The organism is Streptomyces sp. BJ20, assembly GCF_022869105.1.
Lineage (GTDB): Bacteria > Actinomycetota > Actinomycetes > Streptomycetales > Streptomycetaceae > Streptomyces > Streptomyces griseoincarnatus.
In genome coordinates, this window is the sequence record NZ_CP094918.1 from 6,117,128 (window position 1) to 6,135,789 (window position 18,662).

Below are 18,662 nucleotides of genomic sequence, written 5' to 3' on the forward strand. Positions count from 1 at the left end.
GAACCGTTCGGAGTTGCCCCCATGAACCCTCGTCCACTCGGCAGCCCACCCCCCGTCCGGGGCAGGTCGGCTGCGACTCCGTCGTACCCGCTGTGCGTCCGGACGTCCGGAGGTGCGTCGTGAGGCCGGACGACAGCACGGCGGACGACTGGTTCGTCGACTTCCTCGACTTCGGCGTCGGCGTCCTGTCGCTCGTCTGCCTCACCTGTTCCGTGATCTGGGGACTCGTGGCGCAGGACCGCGTCCTGCTCGGACCCCGGCAGCGGATCATCGCGCAGGCGGTGCACCGCGCCACGGCGGTCGCGGCCGTCTTCTTCCTGCTGATCCACATCGTGATCAAGCTGGCGCTGGACCACACCACGTGGATCGCCGCCGTGATCCCCTTCGGCCTCGCCCTCACCGACGACGAGACCGTGATGGGGCGATCCTTCCTGATCGGCCTCGGCACCCTGGCCGGCATGCTGATGATCTTCGTGGCGATCACGGGCATCCTGCGCAACCGCTTCGCCTCCCCGGCGGAGGTCGCCGCCCGCTGGCGCGCGGTGCACATGCTGGCCTACCCGGCCTGGTGCGCGGCGCTGGTGCACGGCCTCTACGCGGGTCGAGCGGCCAAGCCGATCTTCTTGGTCCTGTACGGCCTGTCGCTGCTCGGCGTGTTCGCGGCCCTGATGCTGCGGGCCTCCCCGCGCCCGGTCAAGCGCATGGTGGCCGACCGCCTCACCTCCCTGCTGGGCCTCGACCAGCAGCCCGGCAGCCGGCTGGAGGAGGCCAGAGCGCGCAACGCCGAGTCCGCCCTCCCCGGTTACGGCGGCGGCAGCGCCCGGGACGACGGCCGGTCGCGCGCCGAACGCCCGTCGTACGACGCCTTCGACCCGGCGCCGGCCCCCGAACCGGCGAACGGCTTCGCGGCCGCCTACCGCGCGGTGTCCCCCCGGCAGTCCGCCGCGCAGGCCCCGCTCACGGACGCCACCGCCCGCATGGAGATGCCGGACCTCCAGGCCACGGAGGCGATACCCCGCGTGGACCCGCCCTCCAGCACCTCGGGCAGCTGGCCGGTCCCGTCCCCGCCGCCGGTCGGCGAGGCCCCTCCCTCGGCCTACGACCCGCTCAACGACACCGGATACAACATCCCGACCTACAACAATTCGGTCGCCTCCGGCTACGGATCGAGTGATGTGTACGACACCGCTGAGACGAACACCCTCTACGGCACGTACAACCCGGATGACACGTACAACAGCGGTCCCGCCAATGCACCAACCCCCGGTGTGCCCTCGTCGTCCTACGACTTCGACGCACCGGGGTCGGGCGAACCTTGGAACACGCCTTCCGGAGGCTTTAAGTGAACGAGGCCCTGCCCGACGTCCCCGAAGTCCGCGTCGTAGGGCTTCCCCAGCTCACGTCGGGTTTCGACCTTGTCGACAGGCTCGATCTGCAGATGCACCTCAAGGTGCACGGCCCGCTCGAGCCCCTGGGCGGTGAGCAGCTCGCTCAGCTCGCCGAACGCATCAACCTCAGGGGCCGCGGCGGCGCGGGCTTCCCCTTCCACAAGAAGCTGCGCTCGGTCGCCGAATCGGCGATCAAGCGCGGCGTCCGGCCGGTCGTCGTCGTCAACGGCAGCGAGGACGAACCGGCCTGCCGCAAGGACACGGTGCTCATCAACCGGGCGCCGCACCTCATCCTCGACGGCGCGCTGCTGTGCGCCGAGGCCATGGGCGCCCGCACGCTCGTGGTGGGGGTGACCCGTGAGTCCACGCAGCGCTCGATGGAACAGGCGCTCGCCGAGCGCGGCCTGAGCAACGGCCGCCGCTCGGCGCTGCGCGCCCGTGTGCAGCGCAACCCGGTGCGCATGGTGACGGGGGCCGCCGCCTCCCTGATCCGCTCCATCGACGGCGGTCCGGCCATCCCGCCGGGCCGCAAGGTCAGCGCCTCCAAGAGCGGTGTGGGCGGCGCGCCCACGCTGCTGTCCAACGCCGAGACGTTCGCCCAGCTCGCCATCGCCGCCCGCATCGGCCCGGAGCGCTACGGCAACACCGGCCTGTACGACGAGCCGGGCACCGTGATGCTCACGGTGTCCGGGGCGGTGGCCCGCCCGATGGTGGTCGAGGTCCCCACCGGCGTGCCGCTGCGCTACGTGCTCCAGCTGGCCGGCGCCCCGCCGGTCCCGCAGGGGGTGCTCACGGGCGGCTACCACGGCAAGTGGATCGACGCGGCGACCGTGAACGACGCGATCGTCTCCCGCAACTCGCTGGACGCGGTGGGCGGTTCGCTGGGCGCGGGCGCGATCCTGCCGATCAGTCAGGACACCTGCCCGCTGGGCGAGTCGCTGATGGTGGCGAAGTGGCTGGCGCAGGAGAGCGCCAACCAGTGCGGCCCCTGCTACCTGGGGCTGCCGGCAGCCGCGCGCGGCCTGGAGGACATCCTGGGCGGCGGCGGCGCGGCCGCGCTCGAGGCGGTCCGGCAGGTCGCGAAGAACGTGAAGCGGCGCGGGGCCTGTTCGCACCCGGACGGCTCGGCGATGTTCCTGGAGTCGACGCTGAAGGCGTTCACCGAGGACATCGCGCTGCACGCCCTCGGCAACGGCTGCGGGCGGCCCGTGACCGGCGTGCTGCCCCTCTTCGAGGGCGGCGCGGCCCCGACGGGCGTCCCGGGCGGCGAGGACGAGGTGAACGGCCCCAGCCGTCAGAAGATCTTCGTCGACTGGACGCTGTGCCGGGGTCACGGGCTGTGCGCGGACCTCCTTCCGGAGGTCTTTCAGCTCGGTGCGGACGGCTTCCCGACGGTGGCTCAGGCGCAGGTGCCCCGGTACGCGGAGGCGAAGGCGCTGCGCGCGGTGCGCCGCTGCCCGGCGCTGGCCCTGCGCATCGAGGAATCGGCGCCCCAGGCGAAGGCGCCGTCCCGGAACCTTCCGGTGCTCTCCCAGGGGCGCGGCAGGCGCGCCCTGGGACGCTGACGCCCCGACGGGGGACGACGACGCGGAACGGCCCGCTCCCGCGGTCTCAGGCCGCCGGAGAGGGCCGTTCGCGTTCTGTGCGACGCCGGGTCCGGGGACCTGTGCACAAAGACCGAGGGCGGACCATCCGTTCGGATGATCCGCCCTCGACTTCTGTGGAGCTAAGGAGAATTGAACTCCTGACCTCCTGCATGCCATGCAGGCGCTCTACCAACTGAGCTATAGCCCCTTGCGGTGTTCCCCCGGGTTTCCCCGGCGGCGACGCCAACTTTACACGGTCCCCCCGGCCCAACACCAAATCGGTTTCGCTTCGCCCGGTTCCGCACGGAACGCCCGCCCTCGCTGGCGGGCCCCCACCTCAGCGCTCACGCCGTCACGAACGAGTAGAAGCGTTTGAGGGTGCAGTGCTCCTCCAGCAGCCGGCCGTAGATCGGCTCCCCCTCGAGTTCCCGGTACGTCTCGATGGGGTCGCCTTTTATGATCAGCGCCCGCGCGCACTCCTCGCACCAGTACTGGTAGTCGGGGTTGATCGGCTCCATGTCGCGGACGATGGGCGTGCCGCTGCCGCACCAGTCGCACTTCCGCCTGTGTGCACCCATCGGTCAGCTCCAGCTGTGGCCGCAGGCCGTGCACACGTAGGAGATCCCGCCGTTGTCGCCGAGCACCTGGGCGACGTGTGCGGAACCGCAGGAGGGGCAGCTGAGACGCGTAGAGGTCCGTCGGGTCGACACCGCTCCGAGGAGGTGGTCGACCTCCTCGAGGATGCTCGCAGGCATCACAACTCCCTCCCGTCGGGCCGCGCCCCCTTCCGGTCGTTTGATTCTGCCACGACCGGACCAATACGGTCAGCGACGCCGTGGTACCGGTAGGGACACGGCTGTACGCCTCGTAGAGGTGTACGTCGGAGAACGCCGCCGCACTCATCGGCGGACGACAAAAGATCCCGCCTCCGCTGAGGGAGACGGGATCTTCACCATGTGGAGCTAAGGAGAATTGAACTCCTGACCTCCTGCATGCCATGCAGGCGCTCTACCAACTGAGCTATAGCCCCTGGCCGCCACATGAAGTGACTTCCTGGTTTCGCTCCGCTCGGCGGGGCGAACAAGAAGAACTTTAGCCTGCGACCTGCCAGAAAGTGAAATCCGGGTCCGGGACGCCGGGTGCGGGTCGCACGGCCGCCGCCGGAGGCCCCGGCGGCGGGCACGGCCGTCCTCAGGTGTCGTCGCCGAGCACCGGCTCCGGCAGGGAGCCGGCGTTGTGCTCCATCAGCCGCCAGCCCCGGGCGCCCTCGCCGAGGACGGACCAGCAGCAGTTGCTGAGGCCGCCCAGGCTCTCCCAGCTGCGCGGGTCCAGGCCGAGCAGCCGGCCGATGGTGGTGCGGATGGTCCCGCCGTGGCTGACGACCACGAGCGTGCCGTCCTCCGGGAGCTTGTCGGCGTGCCGCAGCACCACGGGGGCGGCGCGGTCGGCGACCTCGGTCTCCAGTTCGCCGCCGCCGCGGCGGACGGGCTCGCCGCGCTTCCACGCGGCGTACTCCTCGCCGTACCGGGCGATGATCTCGTCGTGCGTCAGGCCCTGCCAGACGCCCGCGTAGGTCTCCCGCAGGGCCTCGTCGTGGACGACGTGCAGGCCGGTGAGCGCGGCCAGCTCGGCGGCGGTGGCCGCGGCCCGCTTGAGGTCCGAGGCGATGATCGCGTCGGGCTTCAGACCCGCGAGCCGGCCGGCGGACCGGCGGGCCTGGGCGACGCCGGTCCCGGTCAGCTCGACGTCCGTGGAGCCCTGGAAGCGGCGCTCCACGTTCCAGGAGGTCTGGCCGTGCCGCCACAGGACGACGCGGCGGCCCCGGCGCGCGGAGCCGCTCACCTCACCGGTGGTGCTCACCGCCACTCACCTCCCGGCTCGGTCGCCTCCTCGGTCTCCTGGAGCTTGGCGTGCTCGGCGGCCTTGCCGCGGGTGGCCTTGGCGTCCTCGGGGAGGTCCAGCTCGGGGCAATCCTTCCAGAGCCGCTCCAGGGCGTAGAAGACCCGCTCCTCGCTGTGCTGGACGTGGACGACGATGTCGACGTAGTCGAGCAGCACCCAGCGGGCCTCGCGGTCGCCCTCGCGGCGGACCGGCTTGGCGCCGAGCTCCTTGCCGAGCCGCTCCTCGATCTCGTCGACGATCGACTTGACCTGGCGGTCGTTCGGCGCGGAGGCCAGCAGGAATGCGTCGGTGATGGACAGCACGTCACTGACGTCGTAGGCGACGATGTCGTGCGCGAGCTTGTCGGCGGCCGCCTGGGCGGCGGTGTGGACGAGCTCGATGGAACGGTCGGTTGCGGTCACTGCGTGGCTTTCGGTCGACGGTCGGTTGACCTCCAGGGTCTCACGGACCGCCGGGCGCACCCCACGTCGTGACGCGGGGTGCGCCGGTCCTCACTACGAGCCGGGGTCGTAGTCCTGGCCGAGGACGACCGCCACGCGCGCGTTGCCGGAGATCTTGCCCTTGGTGACGGCGTCGGCGGGCAGGCCCAGGGTCTTGGCGACCTCGGCGGCGTTCTCCTTCTCCGCGGGGTCGGCGTAGACGACCTCGGAGGTCGCCTCGGCGGAGCCGGCGGTGCCGCCCTCCAGGAAGGTGAAGCCGCCGTTGAGCAGCACCACGCGGGCCTTCTCGGTGTCGTCCTTGTCGCCGGTGGCGTTGCGCACGGAGACGGTGACCGCGGCGTCCCGGTCGGGGCTCTTGGCGGTGCCGCCGAGGACGTCCTTGACGACGCTGTCGCTCGCCTCGGCGGTCAGCGTGCCGTCCTCCTCGACGGGCAGCAGCCGGGTGCGGTGGTCGCCGCCCTTGGCCAGGTCGGAGAGCCGGGCGAGGAAGGCGCCGAGGTCCGCGTCGGTGAGCGGCGGCTCGATGATCTGGCCGAGGGTCTGGACGGTGACCGTGGCGGCGTCCGGGTCGGAGGTCATCTTGCGCAGCACCCCGTGCAGCACCTGCCCGAACCGCTCCAGCTGGGCGTCCTGGGCCTCGCCGGGGCCGCGGTGGGTGGCGTAGGCGACGGCCATCTTGCCGCTGAGGGTCTGGCCCTTGCCCTTCCTGACCAGCGGCGCCTCGCCCTTCTTGGCGTTGGGGTCGGGCACGTCGGCGTCGGTGTCGACCTCGATGTTGCCGACCAGGTCGACGAGGGTGAGCAGGAAGGGGGTGTCCAGGCGCCAGGTGCCCTCGATGTCGGTGCCGAGGACGGTGTCTAGGGCGGTCCTGGTGCCCTCGGAGCCGTCGTCCTCGACGGACTTGGCGAGCGTGGTGGTGGTGCCGTCCTCGGCGGTCAGGGCGAGGGAGTTGGGCAGCAGCACGGTGGTGCCCTGCTCGGTGGTGGCGTTGTCGACGAGCAGCGCGGTGGAGGTGCCGCCGTTCTCGGTGTCGTGCAGGTGGACGACGAGCACGTCCCGCTTCTGCGCGCCCGCGGCGGTGGTGGTTCCGGTGTCCGCGTCGGAGGCGGAGAGTCCGGGGAGCTTCCCGGCGTACCAGAGGTAGCCGACGCCGCCGGCGACGACCAGCGCGAACACCACGGTCAGGGCGATGATCCGGCTGCGGGCGCGGCGGCGGGCCTCCTCGCGGCGCTCGGTGCGGTTCTCGGTGAACTTGAGCCAGTCGATGACGTCCTCGGAGCCGTCGTCCGGCTCCTCGACGAAGGCGAACTGCTCGGTGCGGTACTCGGGGGCGGAGCCGTCGTCGTCCCTCGCGTCGTCGGCCGGGCCGGCCTGCCGCGGGATGTGCGCGGTGCGCTCGGGGGCGTGGCCGTGCTGCTCCGGTATGTACGCGGTCTGCTCGGTCACCCGGGGCTGCTGTCCGGTGCCGTCGGGATGCGCGCCCTGCCCGTAGGGGTCGTGGACGGGCTGCTGGTGGCCGCCCGTGGCGTACGGGTCGTAGCCGTAGCCGCCGCCGTTCCCGTACGGGTCGTAGGCGGGCTGCTGGTGGCCGCCGGTCGCGTACGGGTCGTAGCCGTAGTCCTGCTGGGTCTGCCCGCCCTGCTGTCCGTAGGGGTCGTACTGCTGCTGCGTCTGCCGGCCGTCGGTCTGCCGGTAGACCGGCCGGCCGTACTCGTCGTAGCCGACGAGCTCGTACGGGCCCCCGTCCCCGTATCCCGCGTCGTATCCGTCGTTCACCGGTGCCCCTCTCGGCTCACTCGCCGCGATACAGCTGGCGCTTGGCGATGTAGCGCACGACACCGTCCGGCACCAGGTACCAGACGGGGTCTCCCTTGGCGACTCTCGCACGGCAGTCCGTGGAGGAGATGGCGAGGGCCGGGACCTCCACGAGCGAGACTCCGCCCTCGGGCAGGCCGGCGTCGGTCAGATGGTGGCCGGGCCGGGTCACGCCGATGAAGTGTGCCAGGGAGAACAGCTCCTCGCTGTCGCGCCAGGTCAGGATCTGGGCGAGGGCGTCGGCGCCGGTGATGAAGAACAGGTCCGTGTCCGGGTTGAGCGCGTTGAGGTCGCGCAGGGTGTCCACGGTGTAGGTGGGTCCGCCGCGGTCGATGTCGATGCGGCTGACCGAGAACTGGGGGTTCTCGGCGGTGGCGATGACCGTCATCAGGTAGCGGTCCTCGGCGGGCGAGACCGCGCGGTGGCTCTTCTGCCACGGCTGGCCGGTGGGGACGAAGACCACCTCGTCGAGGTGGAACTGCGCGGCCACCTCACTGGCCGCCACCAGGTGCCCGTGGTGGATCGGGTCGAAAGTGCCGCCCATGACGCCCAGACGGCGCTTGCCCCGCGCGACCGGGCCGGTGCCGGGGCCGGTAGGCATGTCCTGCTCTCCCATGCGTGCAGACCCTACCGGCCCGGCCCGTGGGCCCCGTCCGCCAGTGCCCTCGGGGCGAGGACCCGGCGGCTCAGCGGTCGCGGTTGAAGCGGGTGGTGATCCACAGCAGGAGCAGCAGCACGAACAGGGCGCCGCCGCCGGTGAGGTAGGGGCTGAGGCTCTCGTGGTTGCCGCCGTGCTCTCCGCCCTCGGCGGCGAGGGTGACCATCTGGGCAGCGGTGCTGGGGAAGCTCATCTTCGGCAGGACCTATCGCGTGTGGGCGGGATAAAGACGTGCGCTCATCGTATGCGGGCGGGTTCCCGGCGATCACGCCGACTCCGCCGTTGCGGGCATGCGGCGTCCGGGCGGGGCCGTCCCGGCGCGGGAGGCAACCGTTGCCGGGTGCCCGGTCGTCCTTCCGCGTGGGGCCGCACGGAGCGGCCGTCCCCCCTGCCCGCCGACGGGAATCCCGCCTAGGCTGGGTGCCGCCGCGGGGGAGCGGGGGCCGCACCGGCGACCGCGCAGGTCCATCAGACGCACATGGGGGATACATGTCCGACGGCCACCAGCACAACGGGCACGAGAGGGTGCCCGGCAGGCAGCGCAGGCGTTTCCCGGGAATCTCCTCGCGTGCGTACGAACACCCCGCCGACCGTTCCGCGCTGGTGGCGCTGCGGAAGCTGAGCGGGTTCGACACGGTCTTCAAGGCGCTGAGCGGGCTGCTGCCCGAGCGGAGTCTGCGGCTGCTGTTCCTGTCCGACTCGGTGCGGGTCTCGGACCGGCAGTTCGCGCATCTCAACGACATGCTGCGGGACGCCTGCTACATCCTGGACCTGGAGAAGGTCCCGCCGATGTACGTCAACCAGGACCCGAACCCCAACGCGATGTGCATCGGTCTCGACGAGCCGATCATCGTGGTGACCACGGGTCTGGTGGAACTGCTCGACGAGGAGGAGATGCGGGCGGTCGTCGGGCACGAGGTCGGGCACGCGCTGTCCGGCCACTCGGTGTACCGGACGGTCCTGCTGTTCCTGACGTCGCTGGCGGTCCGGGTCGCCTGGATCCCGCTGGGGAACGTGGCGATCATGGCGATCGTGACCGCGCTGCGGGAGTGGTTCCGCAAGTCGGAGCTGTCCGCGGACCGCGCGGGGCTGCTGGTGGGTCAGGACGTCCAGGCGTCGATGCGCGGCCTGATGAAGATCGCGGGCGGCAACCATCTGCACGAGATGAACGTGGACGCGTTCCTGGAGCAGGCCGAGGAGTACGAGTCGGGCGGGGACCTGCGCGACTCCGTGCTGAAGATCCTCAACGTGCTGCCGCGCTCGCACCCGTTCACCACGGTGCGGGCGGCCGAGCTGAAGAAGTGGGCGGCCTCCCGGGACTTCCAGCGGATCATGGACGGCCACTACCCGCGCCGCGAGGACGACAAGGACGCGTCGGTGCGGGACTCCTGGCGGGAGTCGGCGAGCACCTACGCCGACGAGGTGCGGACCTCCACGGATCCGCTGATGAAGCTGGTCAGCGACATCGCGGGCGGCGCCGGCGACCTGGGCGGCCGGGTCCGCCGCGGCTTCGGCGGTTTCACGGGTCCCAAGCCGGGCCCGTCCCGCCCGGACGGCGACAACGACACGGACCGGGACCCGCCGCGCGACGGCGCCTGAGCATCTGCCTCCGCGCCCGTCACAGCCGGGGCTGCGCCGCGTCCGCCAGGGTGCCGCAGAGGGCCGGGCCGGCAGTGTCGGGCGCGTAGGGATCGGTGCCGGGTGGGGCGGTGTGCGGGGCGCGCTGGCCGGCGAGCAGGGGGTGCAGGCGCGGGGCCGGGTCCAGGGCGCAGGACTGGGGGCCGGCCTGGACGTGCGAGACGACCAGCTCCGCCTGGTGCAGCCGCAGGTCCTCACGGTCGAAGCGGAAGCGCAGCTCGCGGCGGACCGTGAACAGTGACGCCTCCGTGTCCGGGCCCGCGCCGGCCGGGCGGAGCGCGTAGACGACGGTGTGGTCGGTGGTGACCTCCAGCGTCCCGGAGTCGGCCTCGGCGGCCTGGAGGGTGCCCTGGACCCGGATGTGCGGGTCGGCGAGCCGCACATGGGCGGGATCGAAGCGGACGAGCCATCCGGTGACCGCGTGCCGTCCGTCGGCGGCGGGCCGGTCGAGGCTCTCGTCGAACTGCTCCTGCTGGCGGGAGTCGAGCAGCATCCGTACGGCGCGGGTCTCGCGGCCGGTGACCACGGCCGGGTCCAGGGCTGACCGCACGACGTAGTCCCGGGCGGTGAGCAGGGCGGACACCACCTGGTCGTCGGAGAAGTTCGCGGTGCGCCGGGTCGGCGGGAGGGGGACGCCCCCGGCACCCGCGCGGAAGTGGGCGGCGGGGCTGTGCGCGTACAGCTGGTCGACGTCGCGGGAGCCGGGCACCGCCCCCTCGGGGGCGAGGGGCACCACGGTCATCCGTGCGGGTTCCGCGGGCCGCTCGGCGACGGGGGTGCGGTAGGGGTGGCGTACACCCATGTAGACGGCGGTGCCGAAGGCCACGGCGATCAGCAGGACCAGGACGAGGGCCTGCCGGGAGAGGCCGCTGCGGCGGGCCGGCGGGAGGCGGCGCACTGCGGGGGTGTGGTCGGTGATGCGCTCCTGCGCGGAGAATTCCTGGAGCCGGGCAGCGCGCACGAAGGTCTCGTCGAAGACGACGGACCGGTACTCGTCGTCGCCGCCTCGGGGGGCTCCCTCGGGCGTCCCCTCGGGCGGGTCCGAAGGCTCTCCCATACCTTCAGGGTAGGTCTGGCGGGGTGCCGGTAAACGCCCGTCTGGAACCGAACTTCTGACAGGTTCTCACCAAGGCGGAGCAGGGGTCACGGCCCGCCCGTGGGGATCACCGGGACGGTCGGCCGGGAGTGGTCCGCCGACGCGGAGGGCGCCGCGCCGGCGCCCTGGCCGACGCCTGTGGTGGCGGGCGGCGGGGCAGGCTCCTGGCGCTGCGCGGAGCCGCCCCGGTAGACCGCCGAGAAGGCGAGCGCGACCATGCCGATGCCCATCACCAGGGCGAGCATCCAGGCGACCGGGCGGTGCCAGCGGACCTGTCTGCCGTAGGGGGAGCCGTACCCGGCCTCCAGGGCGTCGGCATCCTCGTCGTCGGGGTCGTGGCCCCCGGCGCGGTAGCCGCCGTAACCGTCGTCGTGCCGCCGGGAGCGGGCGCGGTGGGCCTCGGCCTCGGAGGCCTCGGCTCTGGCCTGCGCGGCGGCCAGGAGGCGCTCGACGGCGGTCGGCTCGTGCACCGCGGCCGCCTGTACGAAGGCCTCGTCGAAGACCACGGAGGCGAACTCTTCGTCCGACACCCCGCGGTCGTGGTCGTCGTCGGGCTTCCAGCCGTCAGGGAACGGCGTGCCCCCCACGTCCTCCGGCACGCGTCCAGAGTAGACCTGGGGGGTCATTTTGGGCAGACGGTACGGAAATTCGTCCGCCCACCGGACACCGCCCCGCCGGGCCGCACCGGCGGGGCGCGCCCCTCAGCGCCGGGTGTGGCCGTCGCCGGTGACGATGTACTTCGTGCTGGTCAGCTCGGGCAGGCCCATGGGACCGCGGGCGTGCAGCTTCTGCGTGGAGATGCCGATCTCCGCGCCGAAGCCGAACTGGCCGCCGTCGGTGAACCGGGTGGAGGCGTTCACCGCGACCGTGGTGGAGTCCACCAGCTGGGTGAACCGGCGGGCGGCCTGCTGCGAGGTGGTGACGATGGCCTCGGTGTGGCCGGAGGTCCACAGCCGGATGTGCTCGACGGCCCGGTCCAGGGAATCGACCACGGCGGCGGCGATGTCGTACGACAGGTACTCGGTCTCCCAGTCCTCCGTGGTGGCCTCCACGACGGTGGCCCGGGAGTCCTTGGCGTACGCCATCACGCGCTCGTCGGCGTGCACGGTGACCCCGGCGTCGGCGAGGGCGTCCAGCGCGCGGGGCAGGAACTCGGCGGCGATGTCCTGGTGCACCAGCAGCGTCTCGGCGGCGTTGCACACGCCGACGCGCTGCGCCTTGCTGTTGACCAGGATGTCGACGGCCATGTCGAGGTCGGCGTGGGCGTCGACGTAGACGTGGCAGTTGCCGGTGCCGGTCTCGATGACGGGGACGGTGGACTCCTGCACCACCGTGTTGATCAGCGAGGCGCCGCCGCGCGGGATCAGCACGTCGACCAGGCCGCGGGCGCGCATCAGCTCCCGCACGCTGTCCCGGCTCTCCCCGGGGACCATCTGGACGGCGTCGGCGGGCAGGCCCGCGCCGTGCACGGCGTCGCGCAGCACCCGCACCAGAGCGGTGTTGGAGCGGTAGGCGGAGGAGGAGCCGCGCAGCAGGACCGCGTTGCCCGACTTCAGGCAGAGGGCGGCGGCGTCGACCGTCACGTTGGGACGGCCCTCGTAGATGATGCCGACGACGCCGAGAGGCACCCGGACCTGGCGCAGGTCGATGCCGTTGGGCAGGGTCGAGCCGCGGACGACCTCGCCGACCGGGTCGGGCAGCGCGGCCACGTCCCGCACGTCGGCGGCGATGGCGCGGACCCGCTCCGGGGTGAGCGTGAGCCGGTCGATCATGCCCTCGCTGATGCCGGCCTCGCGCGCCTTCGCCACGTCCTGGGCGTTGGCCTCGACGATCTCGCTCGCGCGGACCTCCAGCGCGTCCGCGATGGCGAGCAGCGCGTCGTCCTTGGCGGCGCGCGGCAGCGGCGCGAGGGTGGCGGCGGCGCCCTTGGCGCGGTAGGCGGCCTGGCTGACCGGGGACATCGAGTCGAACGGCGAGAGCGTGGTCATGGAGGGAAGCGTAGTGCGCCCGGGGCGGCGCGGAGGCGTTCGTCCCACACCCCGAGACAGGGACGTTCAGGGGCAAAACGGGTGTGACGGGAGAGGTTCCGGGCGTCACGGAAACGGGTGCACCCCGACCGGGGTGGCCGGCACCGGCCCGTGCCCGGCGGCGACGCGGCTGCGGTAGGTGGCCCGGTCGATGACCTCCAGGCCCACGATCTCCCACGGCGGCAGTCCCGCGGTCCTCCGGTGCTCGCCCCACAGGCGCAGCGCCACCGCGGCCGCGTCGTGCAGGTCGCGGGCCTCCTCCCAGTAGCGGATCTCCGCGTGGTCGTCGGCGTAGCGGCTGGTCAGCAGGAACGGGTGGTCGTGTGCGAGCTGCTCCAGCGCCCGCCGTACGTCCGCGACCGGCGCGGGCTCGCCGGAGACGCTGAGCGTGACGTGCCACAGGCGGGGCAGGTCGCGCGCCTCGCCGCCCCGGTGCCGGTCCCCGGCCGCGACGCTGGTCAGGGCGCGTTCCTCACCCGCCGCCCGGGAGCCGCGGCCACCGTGAGGCACCGTCGTCCCGGGGCGCACTCGTCTCACGACGGCCTCCTTCACACGCGGACCGCCCGCACGCCGGGCGGAGGAATTTGTCCCTGCGACAAAGTTGAGCAGGCCGTCGCGGATCGCGGGGCGGTTTCGCGGAACGTCCACCACCGAGGGCCGACGTTTTGGGGCATTACGGTTGCAGGACCACGAGATCGTCCCTGTGTACGACTTCGCGTTCGTACCCGGGGCCGAGCTCCCGCGCGAGCTCGCGGGTGGAGCGGCCCACCAGGAGGGGGATCTCCTTGGCGTCGAAGTTGACGAGCCCGCGGGCCACCGCGCGTCCCTCCCGGTCCCGCAGCTCCACCGGGTCGCCCGCGCTGAAGTCGCCCTCGACGCCGGCGATGCCGGCCGGGAGCAGCGACTTGCGCCCCTGGACGACCGCGCGCACCGCTCCGTCGTCCAGGGTGAGCGAGCCCTGCGGGGTGGAGGCGTGCTGGAGCCACAGCAGCCGGTCGGCGGAGCGGCGCCCGGTGGGGTGGAACCAGGTGCCGGTGTCACCGCCGCCGAGCGCCTCGGCCGCGTGGACCGCGCTGGTCAGCACCACCTGGATGCCCGCGGCGGCGGCGATCCGGGCGGCCTCGACCTTGGTGACCATGCCGCCGGTGCCGACGCCCGCCTTGCCGGCGCTGCCGATCTCCACGTGGGCGAGGTCCTCGGGACCCCTGACCTCCGTTATCCGTGAGGTGCCGGGGCGGGACGGGTCGCCGTCGTAGACGCCGTCCACGTCGGAGAGCAGCACCAGCAGGTCGGCGCGGACCAGGTGGGCGACGAGCGCGGCGAGGCGGTCGTTGTCGCCGAAGCGGATCTCGTCCGTGGCGACCGTGTCGTTCTCGTTGACGACCGGGAGGGCGCCCATCGCGAGCAGCTTGTCCAGGGTGCGGGAGGCGTTGCGGTGGTGGGCGCGGCGGCTCATGTCGTCGCTGGTCAGCAGCACCTGGCCGACGCGGACGCCGTAGCGGGCGAAGGAGGCGGTGTAGCGGGCGACGAGCAGGCCCTGGCCGACGCTGGCGGCGGCCTGCTGGCGGGCCAGGTCGCGGGGGCGGCGGCGCAGTCCCAGCGGGGCGAGCCCGGCGGCGATGGCGCCGGAGGAGACGAGGACGATCTCCCGCTCGCCGCCCACCCGTCTCCCGCCGCCACCCTCGACCGAGGCCCTGGGGGCCGCCCCCTCTTTCCTGGTCTTGGCGAGGACGTCCACGAGCGCGTCCACGCGGTCGGCGTCCAGTCCGCCCGCGGCGGTGGTCAGCGACGAGGAGCCGACCTTGACGACGATCCTGCGCGCCTCGCCCACGGTCTGCCGTGCCCCTGCCACTGTGCCGTCGCCCCTCACGTCGATCGTTCCGCCCGGCAGGCAATCTACGCGAAGTACGTCGAAGGACGCTCGGCGGTCCAGCCTCCGGACACCGCGCCGGACACCGCCCGGCGGCCCGCGGGACGTCGTACTCCGTCCGTGCGAACCGGGGTGTGGACACCTGTGCGACGGCACCTGGCCTGCGGCGGCGCGACACGCGCGTGTCGTCTGCAGGCCGACTGCAGTTAACCCCAGCGCACGTCCCTCACGACCCTGGAGTGACCGCAGTGCCCCTACCCACGTCCCGTCGGCGGTGCAGGGCGGGTATCCGCCGGCCCCGCCTCCCGCTGCTCCGCGCGCCCGGCCGCCCCGCGCTCGCCACGCTCCTCACGGCGTCCGTCCTGGCCGGTGCCTACGTGGTGCAGGCCGTGGCGGCGCTGGTTCCGCACGTGCCGCTGCTGCTGGCCGCCACCGCCCTCTCGCTGGCCGTGGAGGGCGTGCTGTACCGCTGGCAGCGGGGGGTTCCCGCGCTGTTCGCCAAGGCGCACGCGGACGTCACCGTCCGCCATGTGCTGCGCGACCTGCTGCTGGTGGTGGGCCTGCTGCGGCTCGGCGAGCAGCACCGCGAGACGCAGTACGCGCCGCTGCTCGCCGGTCTGCTGCTGTGTTACGCCCTGCACTGCGCCATTCAGGCGGTGTCCGTGCTGGTGCGCCGCACCCGCACGCTGCCGGTGGTGACCCGCAACATCGACGCCTCCGCGCTGCGCCTGTCCCCCGCCCCGCCCGCCCTGCTGCGCCGCCCAGGGCACCGGCTGCCGGTGTTCGGGCTGCCCGCGACGGCCGGGCTGACGGCGACGGCGGTGACGGACGACGCGCGGTGCGCGGCGGCCGGGATCGCCCTGTCGCTGGGGCTCGCGCTGGGCGGTCTGGTCGCGCTGTCGCTGCGGCTGCTGCCCGGGAGGCGCCCGGCCGGCGAGCAGGAGGTGCTCGCCTGGTTCGACGCCTGGCTGGCCGAGTACCGGCCCACCGTGGGGCTGTACTTCTCCGGCGGGCCGTCCTCCGTCTACCAGGCGGGGATGTGGCTGGAGCCGCTGGCCCGGCTGGACGGCCGGCCGCTGATCGTCCTGCGCGAGCGGTACATGGTGTCGCGGATCCCGGCGACCGACATCCCGATCGTGTGCCTGCCGAAGGTGCCGACGCTGATGCGGCTGGAGCACTCCACGCTCCAGGTGCTCATCCACCCGTCCAACTCCGGGAAGACCTCGCAGGTGCTGCGCATCCCCACGATCAAGCACGCGTTCGTCAACCACGGGGAGAGCGACAAGCTGTCGTCCTGCAACCCGTACGCGAAGGCGTACGACGAGGTGTGGGTCGCGGGTCCGGCGGCGCGCGAGCGGTACGCGCTGGCCGAGGTCGGGGTCGAGGACAAGGACGTGGTGGAGATCGGCCGCCCGCAGCTGGACGCGGTCCGGCCGTACGCGGGGCCGCCGGCGGGCTCGTACGTCACCGTGCTGTACGCGCCGACCTGGGAGGGCTGGGACGGCAACCCGGGCAACACCTCGGTGATCGCGGCCGGCGAGAACCTGGTGCGGGCGCTGCTCGCGGACCCGGGCGTGCGGCTGCTGTACAAGCCGCACCCGCTGACCGGCTCGGTGGACCCGCGCGCGGGCGCCGCGGACCGCCGCATCCGGGAGCTGATCCGCGCGGCCGGCCGGACTCGCTCCGGTTCGCGCCCCGCCGCGTCGGACGAGCTGGCCGCCCGCACGGCCGAGCTCGACCGGCTGACCGCCGCGGAGTTCCGAGAGGGCGCCGACCAGGCGGAGCGGATGCTCGTCCAGTCCGCTCCCCCGGCGGGCCGCGCGGAGGCGGTGGCACGGGCGACCGAGGCCTGGGAGGCGGCGTACTGGGCGTCGCTGCCGGAGTGGGAGCACCAGGTCGTCGTGGACGCCCGCCCCTCGCTGTACTCCTGCTTCGACGTGGCCGACCTGCTGATCAGCGACGTGTCGAGTGTGATCAGCGACTTCCTGGCGAGCGGCAAGCCGTACGCGGTGACGAACACCGGCGGCCTCACCGAGGAGACGTTCCGCACCCGGTTCCCGACGGTGGCGGCGGCTACCGTCCTCACCCCGGACGCGACGGGCGTGCCGGCCCTGCTGGAGACGGTCCGGCACCCGGAGAAGGACGGTCTGGCCGGGGAACGGGCGGAGCTGCGCCTGCGCCTGCTGGGCCCGTCCGAGCCCTCGTCCCAGGAACGCTTCGCGGAGGCCGTACGCGCCCTGGGCGCGGCCGCCGCGACGCACAGGGCCCGGATGACCGGCAGGGCGACGGCTGGGGTCCCGGCCCCCCGCCAGGTCCGGCCGGCGCCCGCCCGGATCACGCTGCCCGCGCCGGAACGGCCGGGGCAGCTCGCCTGAGGCCGGTCAGTCCCTGCGGGGCATGATCAGCAGGACGTCGCCCACGGACCGTTCGTCGGTGGAGTCGGACGGCGTGGTGAGCACCGCGCCGTCGACCACCATCGTGGTGGAGCCGCCGCCGTCGAGGCTGAGGGCCTCGCGCAGCCCGAGCGTCCTGGCGACCTCGGCGCTTTCCAGGACGCTGAGCCCGAGGGCGTCGGCGGTGCGGCCATGGGCTGTGACCAGCACGGTGCGGCCGTCCGCGTCCGTCCCGGCGAACGTGCGCGGATTCCGCTTGTGCGCCCAGCCGTAGTAGAAGCTCGGGTCGTCCCGGCGCACCATGCCGTCGGTGGCGGGGGTGACGTGGATCCGGCCACCGCGGACGAGTTCCGGGCCGCCGTTCAGCACGTCGGTCCCGGGCACCGGCTCGACCCGGCGTCCGCGCGGGTCCAGCAGGGCCGTCTCCAGGCGCAGGCTCTCCCCGATCACGGCGAGGTCCGTCAGCTCGGCGACGCGACGCCCGGTCGCCTGGACCGAGCTGCCGTCCTCCGGGAGCGGTCCGCCTCTCGGTGAGCGCAGTTCGACGACCCGGTCCTCGGCGTCCAGTACCGCCTCCAGCCCTTCGCCCTCCGGCGTGCGCTGCCCGTAGTGGGGTGTGAAGGCGACGAGTTCGTCGTCGTTGGTGCAGGTCACGTCGTGCAGCGGCAGGGAGGTGGGGGTGTCGTCCGCGAAGCCGCCGCAGTTGCGTATCAGACCCGGCACCCGGTTGAGGCCGGTCAGCCGCAGAGAGGTGTCCCCGCCGACGGCGTGCCCCTCCCAGGTGTACCGGGTGATCTCCGTCCCCCGCCCGTCGGCGTGCACCACCAGGCTGGGGCGCCCGCCCACCGGCTCGCTCAGCAGACGCCCGTCGTACACGCCCGTGCCGGCCGGGTCCCCGGGCGCGCCCGCGTCGGGGTCGAAGACGAAGTACCCTGCGTTCACCGCGGCGACGGCACCGGCCTCCTCCGCCAGTTCGCTGGTCGTCTCGATGTTCTCCAGGTCCGCGCCGTACGACGCCCGGAGGCTGCCGCGGAACCGGCTGGGATCGATGGTGAGCACGTCGAGGCGCCACGGGCCCTCGGCCGTGACGTCACTGTCCCAGCCCGTGTACACGACGGTCCCCGTGTACCCGGCCGCCTTCAGCCTGGCGCGCTCGGACTTCGCGGCGGACTGCGAGCCGAACGATCCCACGCGGACCCGCCAGCCGAGGGTGCCTCCGGCGTAATCGGCCACCTCGGGTGTCGTCACCTGCTCGACCCGGGGCCGGAAACCGTCCCGCTCCAGGTCACCGGCCCACTCGTCGGCGCTCGGCCTGTCCTTCAGGACGGTCGGCGGCGCGTCGGGGTCCGGTGAGGTGTGGCCGCCCGGGACGGCGACCTCGACCGTCCAGCGCAGGGCCGGGTCCTTGGCGCCGCGGACGATGCGGGTGAGGGTGACGCCCGGCTGAACGGTCCGCGTGGTGCGGATCTCCTTCAGGCCCGAGGGGCCCAGCGGCAGGGCGTTCTCCCCCTGGTTCGCGGCCGAGGACGCGTGGAGCGACGGCACGTTCACCATGACGACGACGCCGACGGCCAGGGCGAGGCCCGCACCGCACAGTCTCTTGATCATTGACACCAACTGGAGGAAGAACGAACGGGTCCGTGTCCCTGCGACGGCACGGGGCCGACGCGACAACGGTGGAGGACGGCCGTCACCGGACGGATCCGGGCAGCACTCATCCGCGTGACGGGAACGTGAAGGTTCCTCGACGGAAGCAAGATCATATGGGTGGCTCGTGCAAGCACCGAGGTCGGGGGTGGTCAGCCCCGCGGAGAAGGGCTCACCGAGCAGAACGGCGGGTCGCCGCGTG

At 73.0% G+C, this 18,662-nt stretch carries 17 protein-coding genes and 2 tRNA genes; 4 read left to right on the plus strand and 15 right to left on the minus strand.

Annotation, left to right across the window (positions count from 1 at the left end):
- The first annotated feature begins 119 nt into the window (after positions 1 to 119).
- Positions 120 to 1,346: a ferric reductase-like transmembrane domain-containing protein gene (locus tag MTR79_RS27620; RefSeq protein ID WP_086703013.1), complete on the plus strand. Its 1,227-nt coding sequence runs from the start codon at positions 120 to 122 to the stop codon at positions 1,344 to 1,346.
- Positions 1,343 to 2,953 carry an NADH-quinone oxidoreductase subunit NuoF family protein gene (locus MTR79_RS27625; RefSeq protein WP_244792189.1) on the plus strand — a complete coding sequence of 537 codons (1,611 nt, stop codon included), beginning with the start codon at positions 1,343 to 1,345 and terminating at the stop codon, positions 2,951 to 2,953. Before MTR79_RS27620 ends, MTR79_RS27625 begins: the two co-directional genes overlap by 4 nt.
- A gap of 156 nt (positions 2,954 to 3,109) precedes the next feature.
- On the opposite strand, the gene MTR79_RS27630 is transcribed toward MTR79_RS27625, so the two are convergent.
- The 9 genes from MTR79_RS27630 to MTR79_RS27670 form a co-directional block, all read right to left on the minus strand.
- A tRNA-Ala gene (locus MTR79_RS27630) sits at positions 3,110 to 3,182 on the minus strand.
- A 136-nt stretch (positions 3,183 to 3,318) separates the two neighbouring features.
- Positions 3,319 to 3,552 carry a hypothetical protein gene (locus MTR79_RS27635; RefSeq protein WP_006136074.1) on the minus strand — a complete coding sequence of 78 codons (234 nt, stop codon included), beginning with the start codon at positions 3,550 to 3,552 and terminating at the stop codon, positions 3,319 to 3,321.
- 3 nt (positions 3,553 to 3,555) lie between these two features.
- On the minus strand, positions 3,556 to 3,729 hold the full coding sequence (locus MTR79_RS27640; protein ID WP_006136075.1) for a hypothetical protein: 174 nt from the start codon (positions 3,727 to 3,729) through the stop codon (positions 3,556 to 3,558).
- Between the two features lie 202 nt (positions 3,730 to 3,931).
- Positions 3,932 to 4,004, minus strand: a tRNA-Ala gene (locus MTR79_RS27645).
- Positions 4,005 to 4,165: 161 nt separating this feature from the next.
- Entirely contained in the window at positions 4,166 to 4,840 is a 675-nt protein-coding gene (locus tag MTR79_RS27650) for a histidine phosphatase family protein (RefSeq protein WP_175449856.1), read from the minus strand.
- On the minus strand, positions 4,831 to 5,277 hold the full coding sequence (rsfS, locus tag MTR79_RS27655) for a ribosome silencing factor (protein ID WP_086703017.1): 447 nt from the start codon (positions 5,275 to 5,277) through the stop codon (positions 4,831 to 4,833). Before rsfS ends, MTR79_RS27650 begins: the two co-directional genes overlap by 10 nt.
- A gap of 93 nt (positions 5,278 to 5,370) precedes the next feature.
- Entirely contained in the window at positions 5,371 to 7,092 is a 1,722-nt protein-coding gene (locus MTR79_RS27660; protein ID WP_086703009.1) for an LCP family protein, read from the minus strand.
- A gap of 16 nt (positions 7,093 to 7,108) precedes the next feature.
- Positions 7,109 to 7,747: a nicotinate-nucleotide adenylyltransferase gene (nadD, locus tag MTR79_RS27665; RefSeq protein ID WP_048460314.1), complete on the minus strand. Its 639-nt coding sequence runs from the start codon at positions 7,745 to 7,747 to the stop codon at positions 7,109 to 7,111.
- 70 nt (positions 7,748 to 7,817) lie between these two features.
- Entirely contained in the window at positions 7,818 to 7,982 is a 165-nt protein-coding gene (locus MTR79_RS27670; RefSeq protein ID WP_006136080.1) for a hypothetical protein, read from the minus strand.
- 296 nt (positions 7,983 to 8,278) lie between these two features.
- Between MTR79_RS27670 and MTR79_RS27675 the strand changes: the two genes are divergently transcribed.
- Positions 8,279 to 9,388 (plus strand): M48 family metallopeptidase, encoded by a 1,110-nt coding sequence (locus tag MTR79_RS27675; protein WP_244792190.1) that lies wholly within the window; start codon positions 8,279 to 8,281, stop codon positions 9,386 to 9,388.
- 19 nt (positions 9,389 to 9,407) lie between these two features.
- Here the strand turns inward: MTR79_RS27675 and MTR79_RS27680 are convergent, their stop codons facing one another.
- The 5 genes from MTR79_RS27680 to proB all read right to left on the minus strand — a co-directional run bounded on the left by MTR79_RS27680 (position 9,408) and on the right by proB (position 14,402).
- Positions 9,408 to 10,484, minus strand: a complete 1,077-nt coding sequence (locus MTR79_RS27680; RefSeq protein ID WP_244792191.1) for a hypothetical protein — start codon at positions 10,482 to 10,484, stop codon at positions 9,408 to 9,410.
- An 86-nt stretch (positions 10,485 to 10,570) separates the two neighbouring features.
- Positions 10,571 to 11,149 carry a hypothetical protein gene (locus tag MTR79_RS27685; protein WP_086704843.1) on the minus strand — a complete coding sequence of 193 codons (579 nt, stop codon included), beginning with the start codon at positions 11,147 to 11,149 and terminating at the stop codon, positions 10,571 to 10,573.
- A 75-nt stretch (positions 11,150 to 11,224) separates the two neighbouring features.
- A complete protein-coding gene (locus MTR79_RS27690; protein ID WP_048460318.1) occupies positions 11,225 to 12,511 on the minus strand; it encodes a glutamate-5-semialdehyde dehydrogenase in 1,287 nt (428 codons plus the stop codon).
- Positions 12,512 to 12,616: 105 nt separating this feature from the next.
- A complete protein-coding gene (locus MTR79_RS27695; protein WP_048460329.1) occupies positions 12,617 to 13,087 on the minus strand; it encodes a hypothetical protein in 471 nt (156 codons plus the stop codon).
- Positions 13,088 to 13,223: 136 nt separating this feature from the next.
- The gene (gene proB / locus MTR79_RS27700) at positions 13,224 to 14,402 is read right to left on the minus strand and encodes a glutamate 5-kinase (protein WP_244792192.1); all 1,179 of its coding nucleotides are present in this window, start codon (positions 14,400 to 14,402) and stop codon (positions 13,224 to 13,226) included.
- 326 nt (positions 14,403 to 14,728) lie between these two features.
- On the opposite strand from proB, the gene MTR79_RS27705 reads away from it, so the two are divergent.
- Positions 14,729 to 16,795: a CDP-glycerol glycerophosphotransferase family protein gene (locus MTR79_RS27705; protein WP_244793316.1), complete on the plus strand. Its 2,067-nt coding sequence runs from the start codon at positions 14,729 to 14,731 to the stop codon at positions 16,793 to 16,795.
- Positions 16,796 to 16,801: 6 nt separating this feature from the next.
- On the opposite strand, the gene MTR79_RS27710 is transcribed toward MTR79_RS27705, so the two are convergent.
- Positions 16,802 to 18,421, minus strand: coding sequence for a phosphodiester glycosidase family protein (locus MTR79_RS27710; protein WP_244792193.1), 1,620 nt, complete (start codon positions 18,419 to 18,421; stop codon positions 16,802 to 16,804).
- Positions 18,422 to 18,662 lie beyond the last annotated feature (241 nt).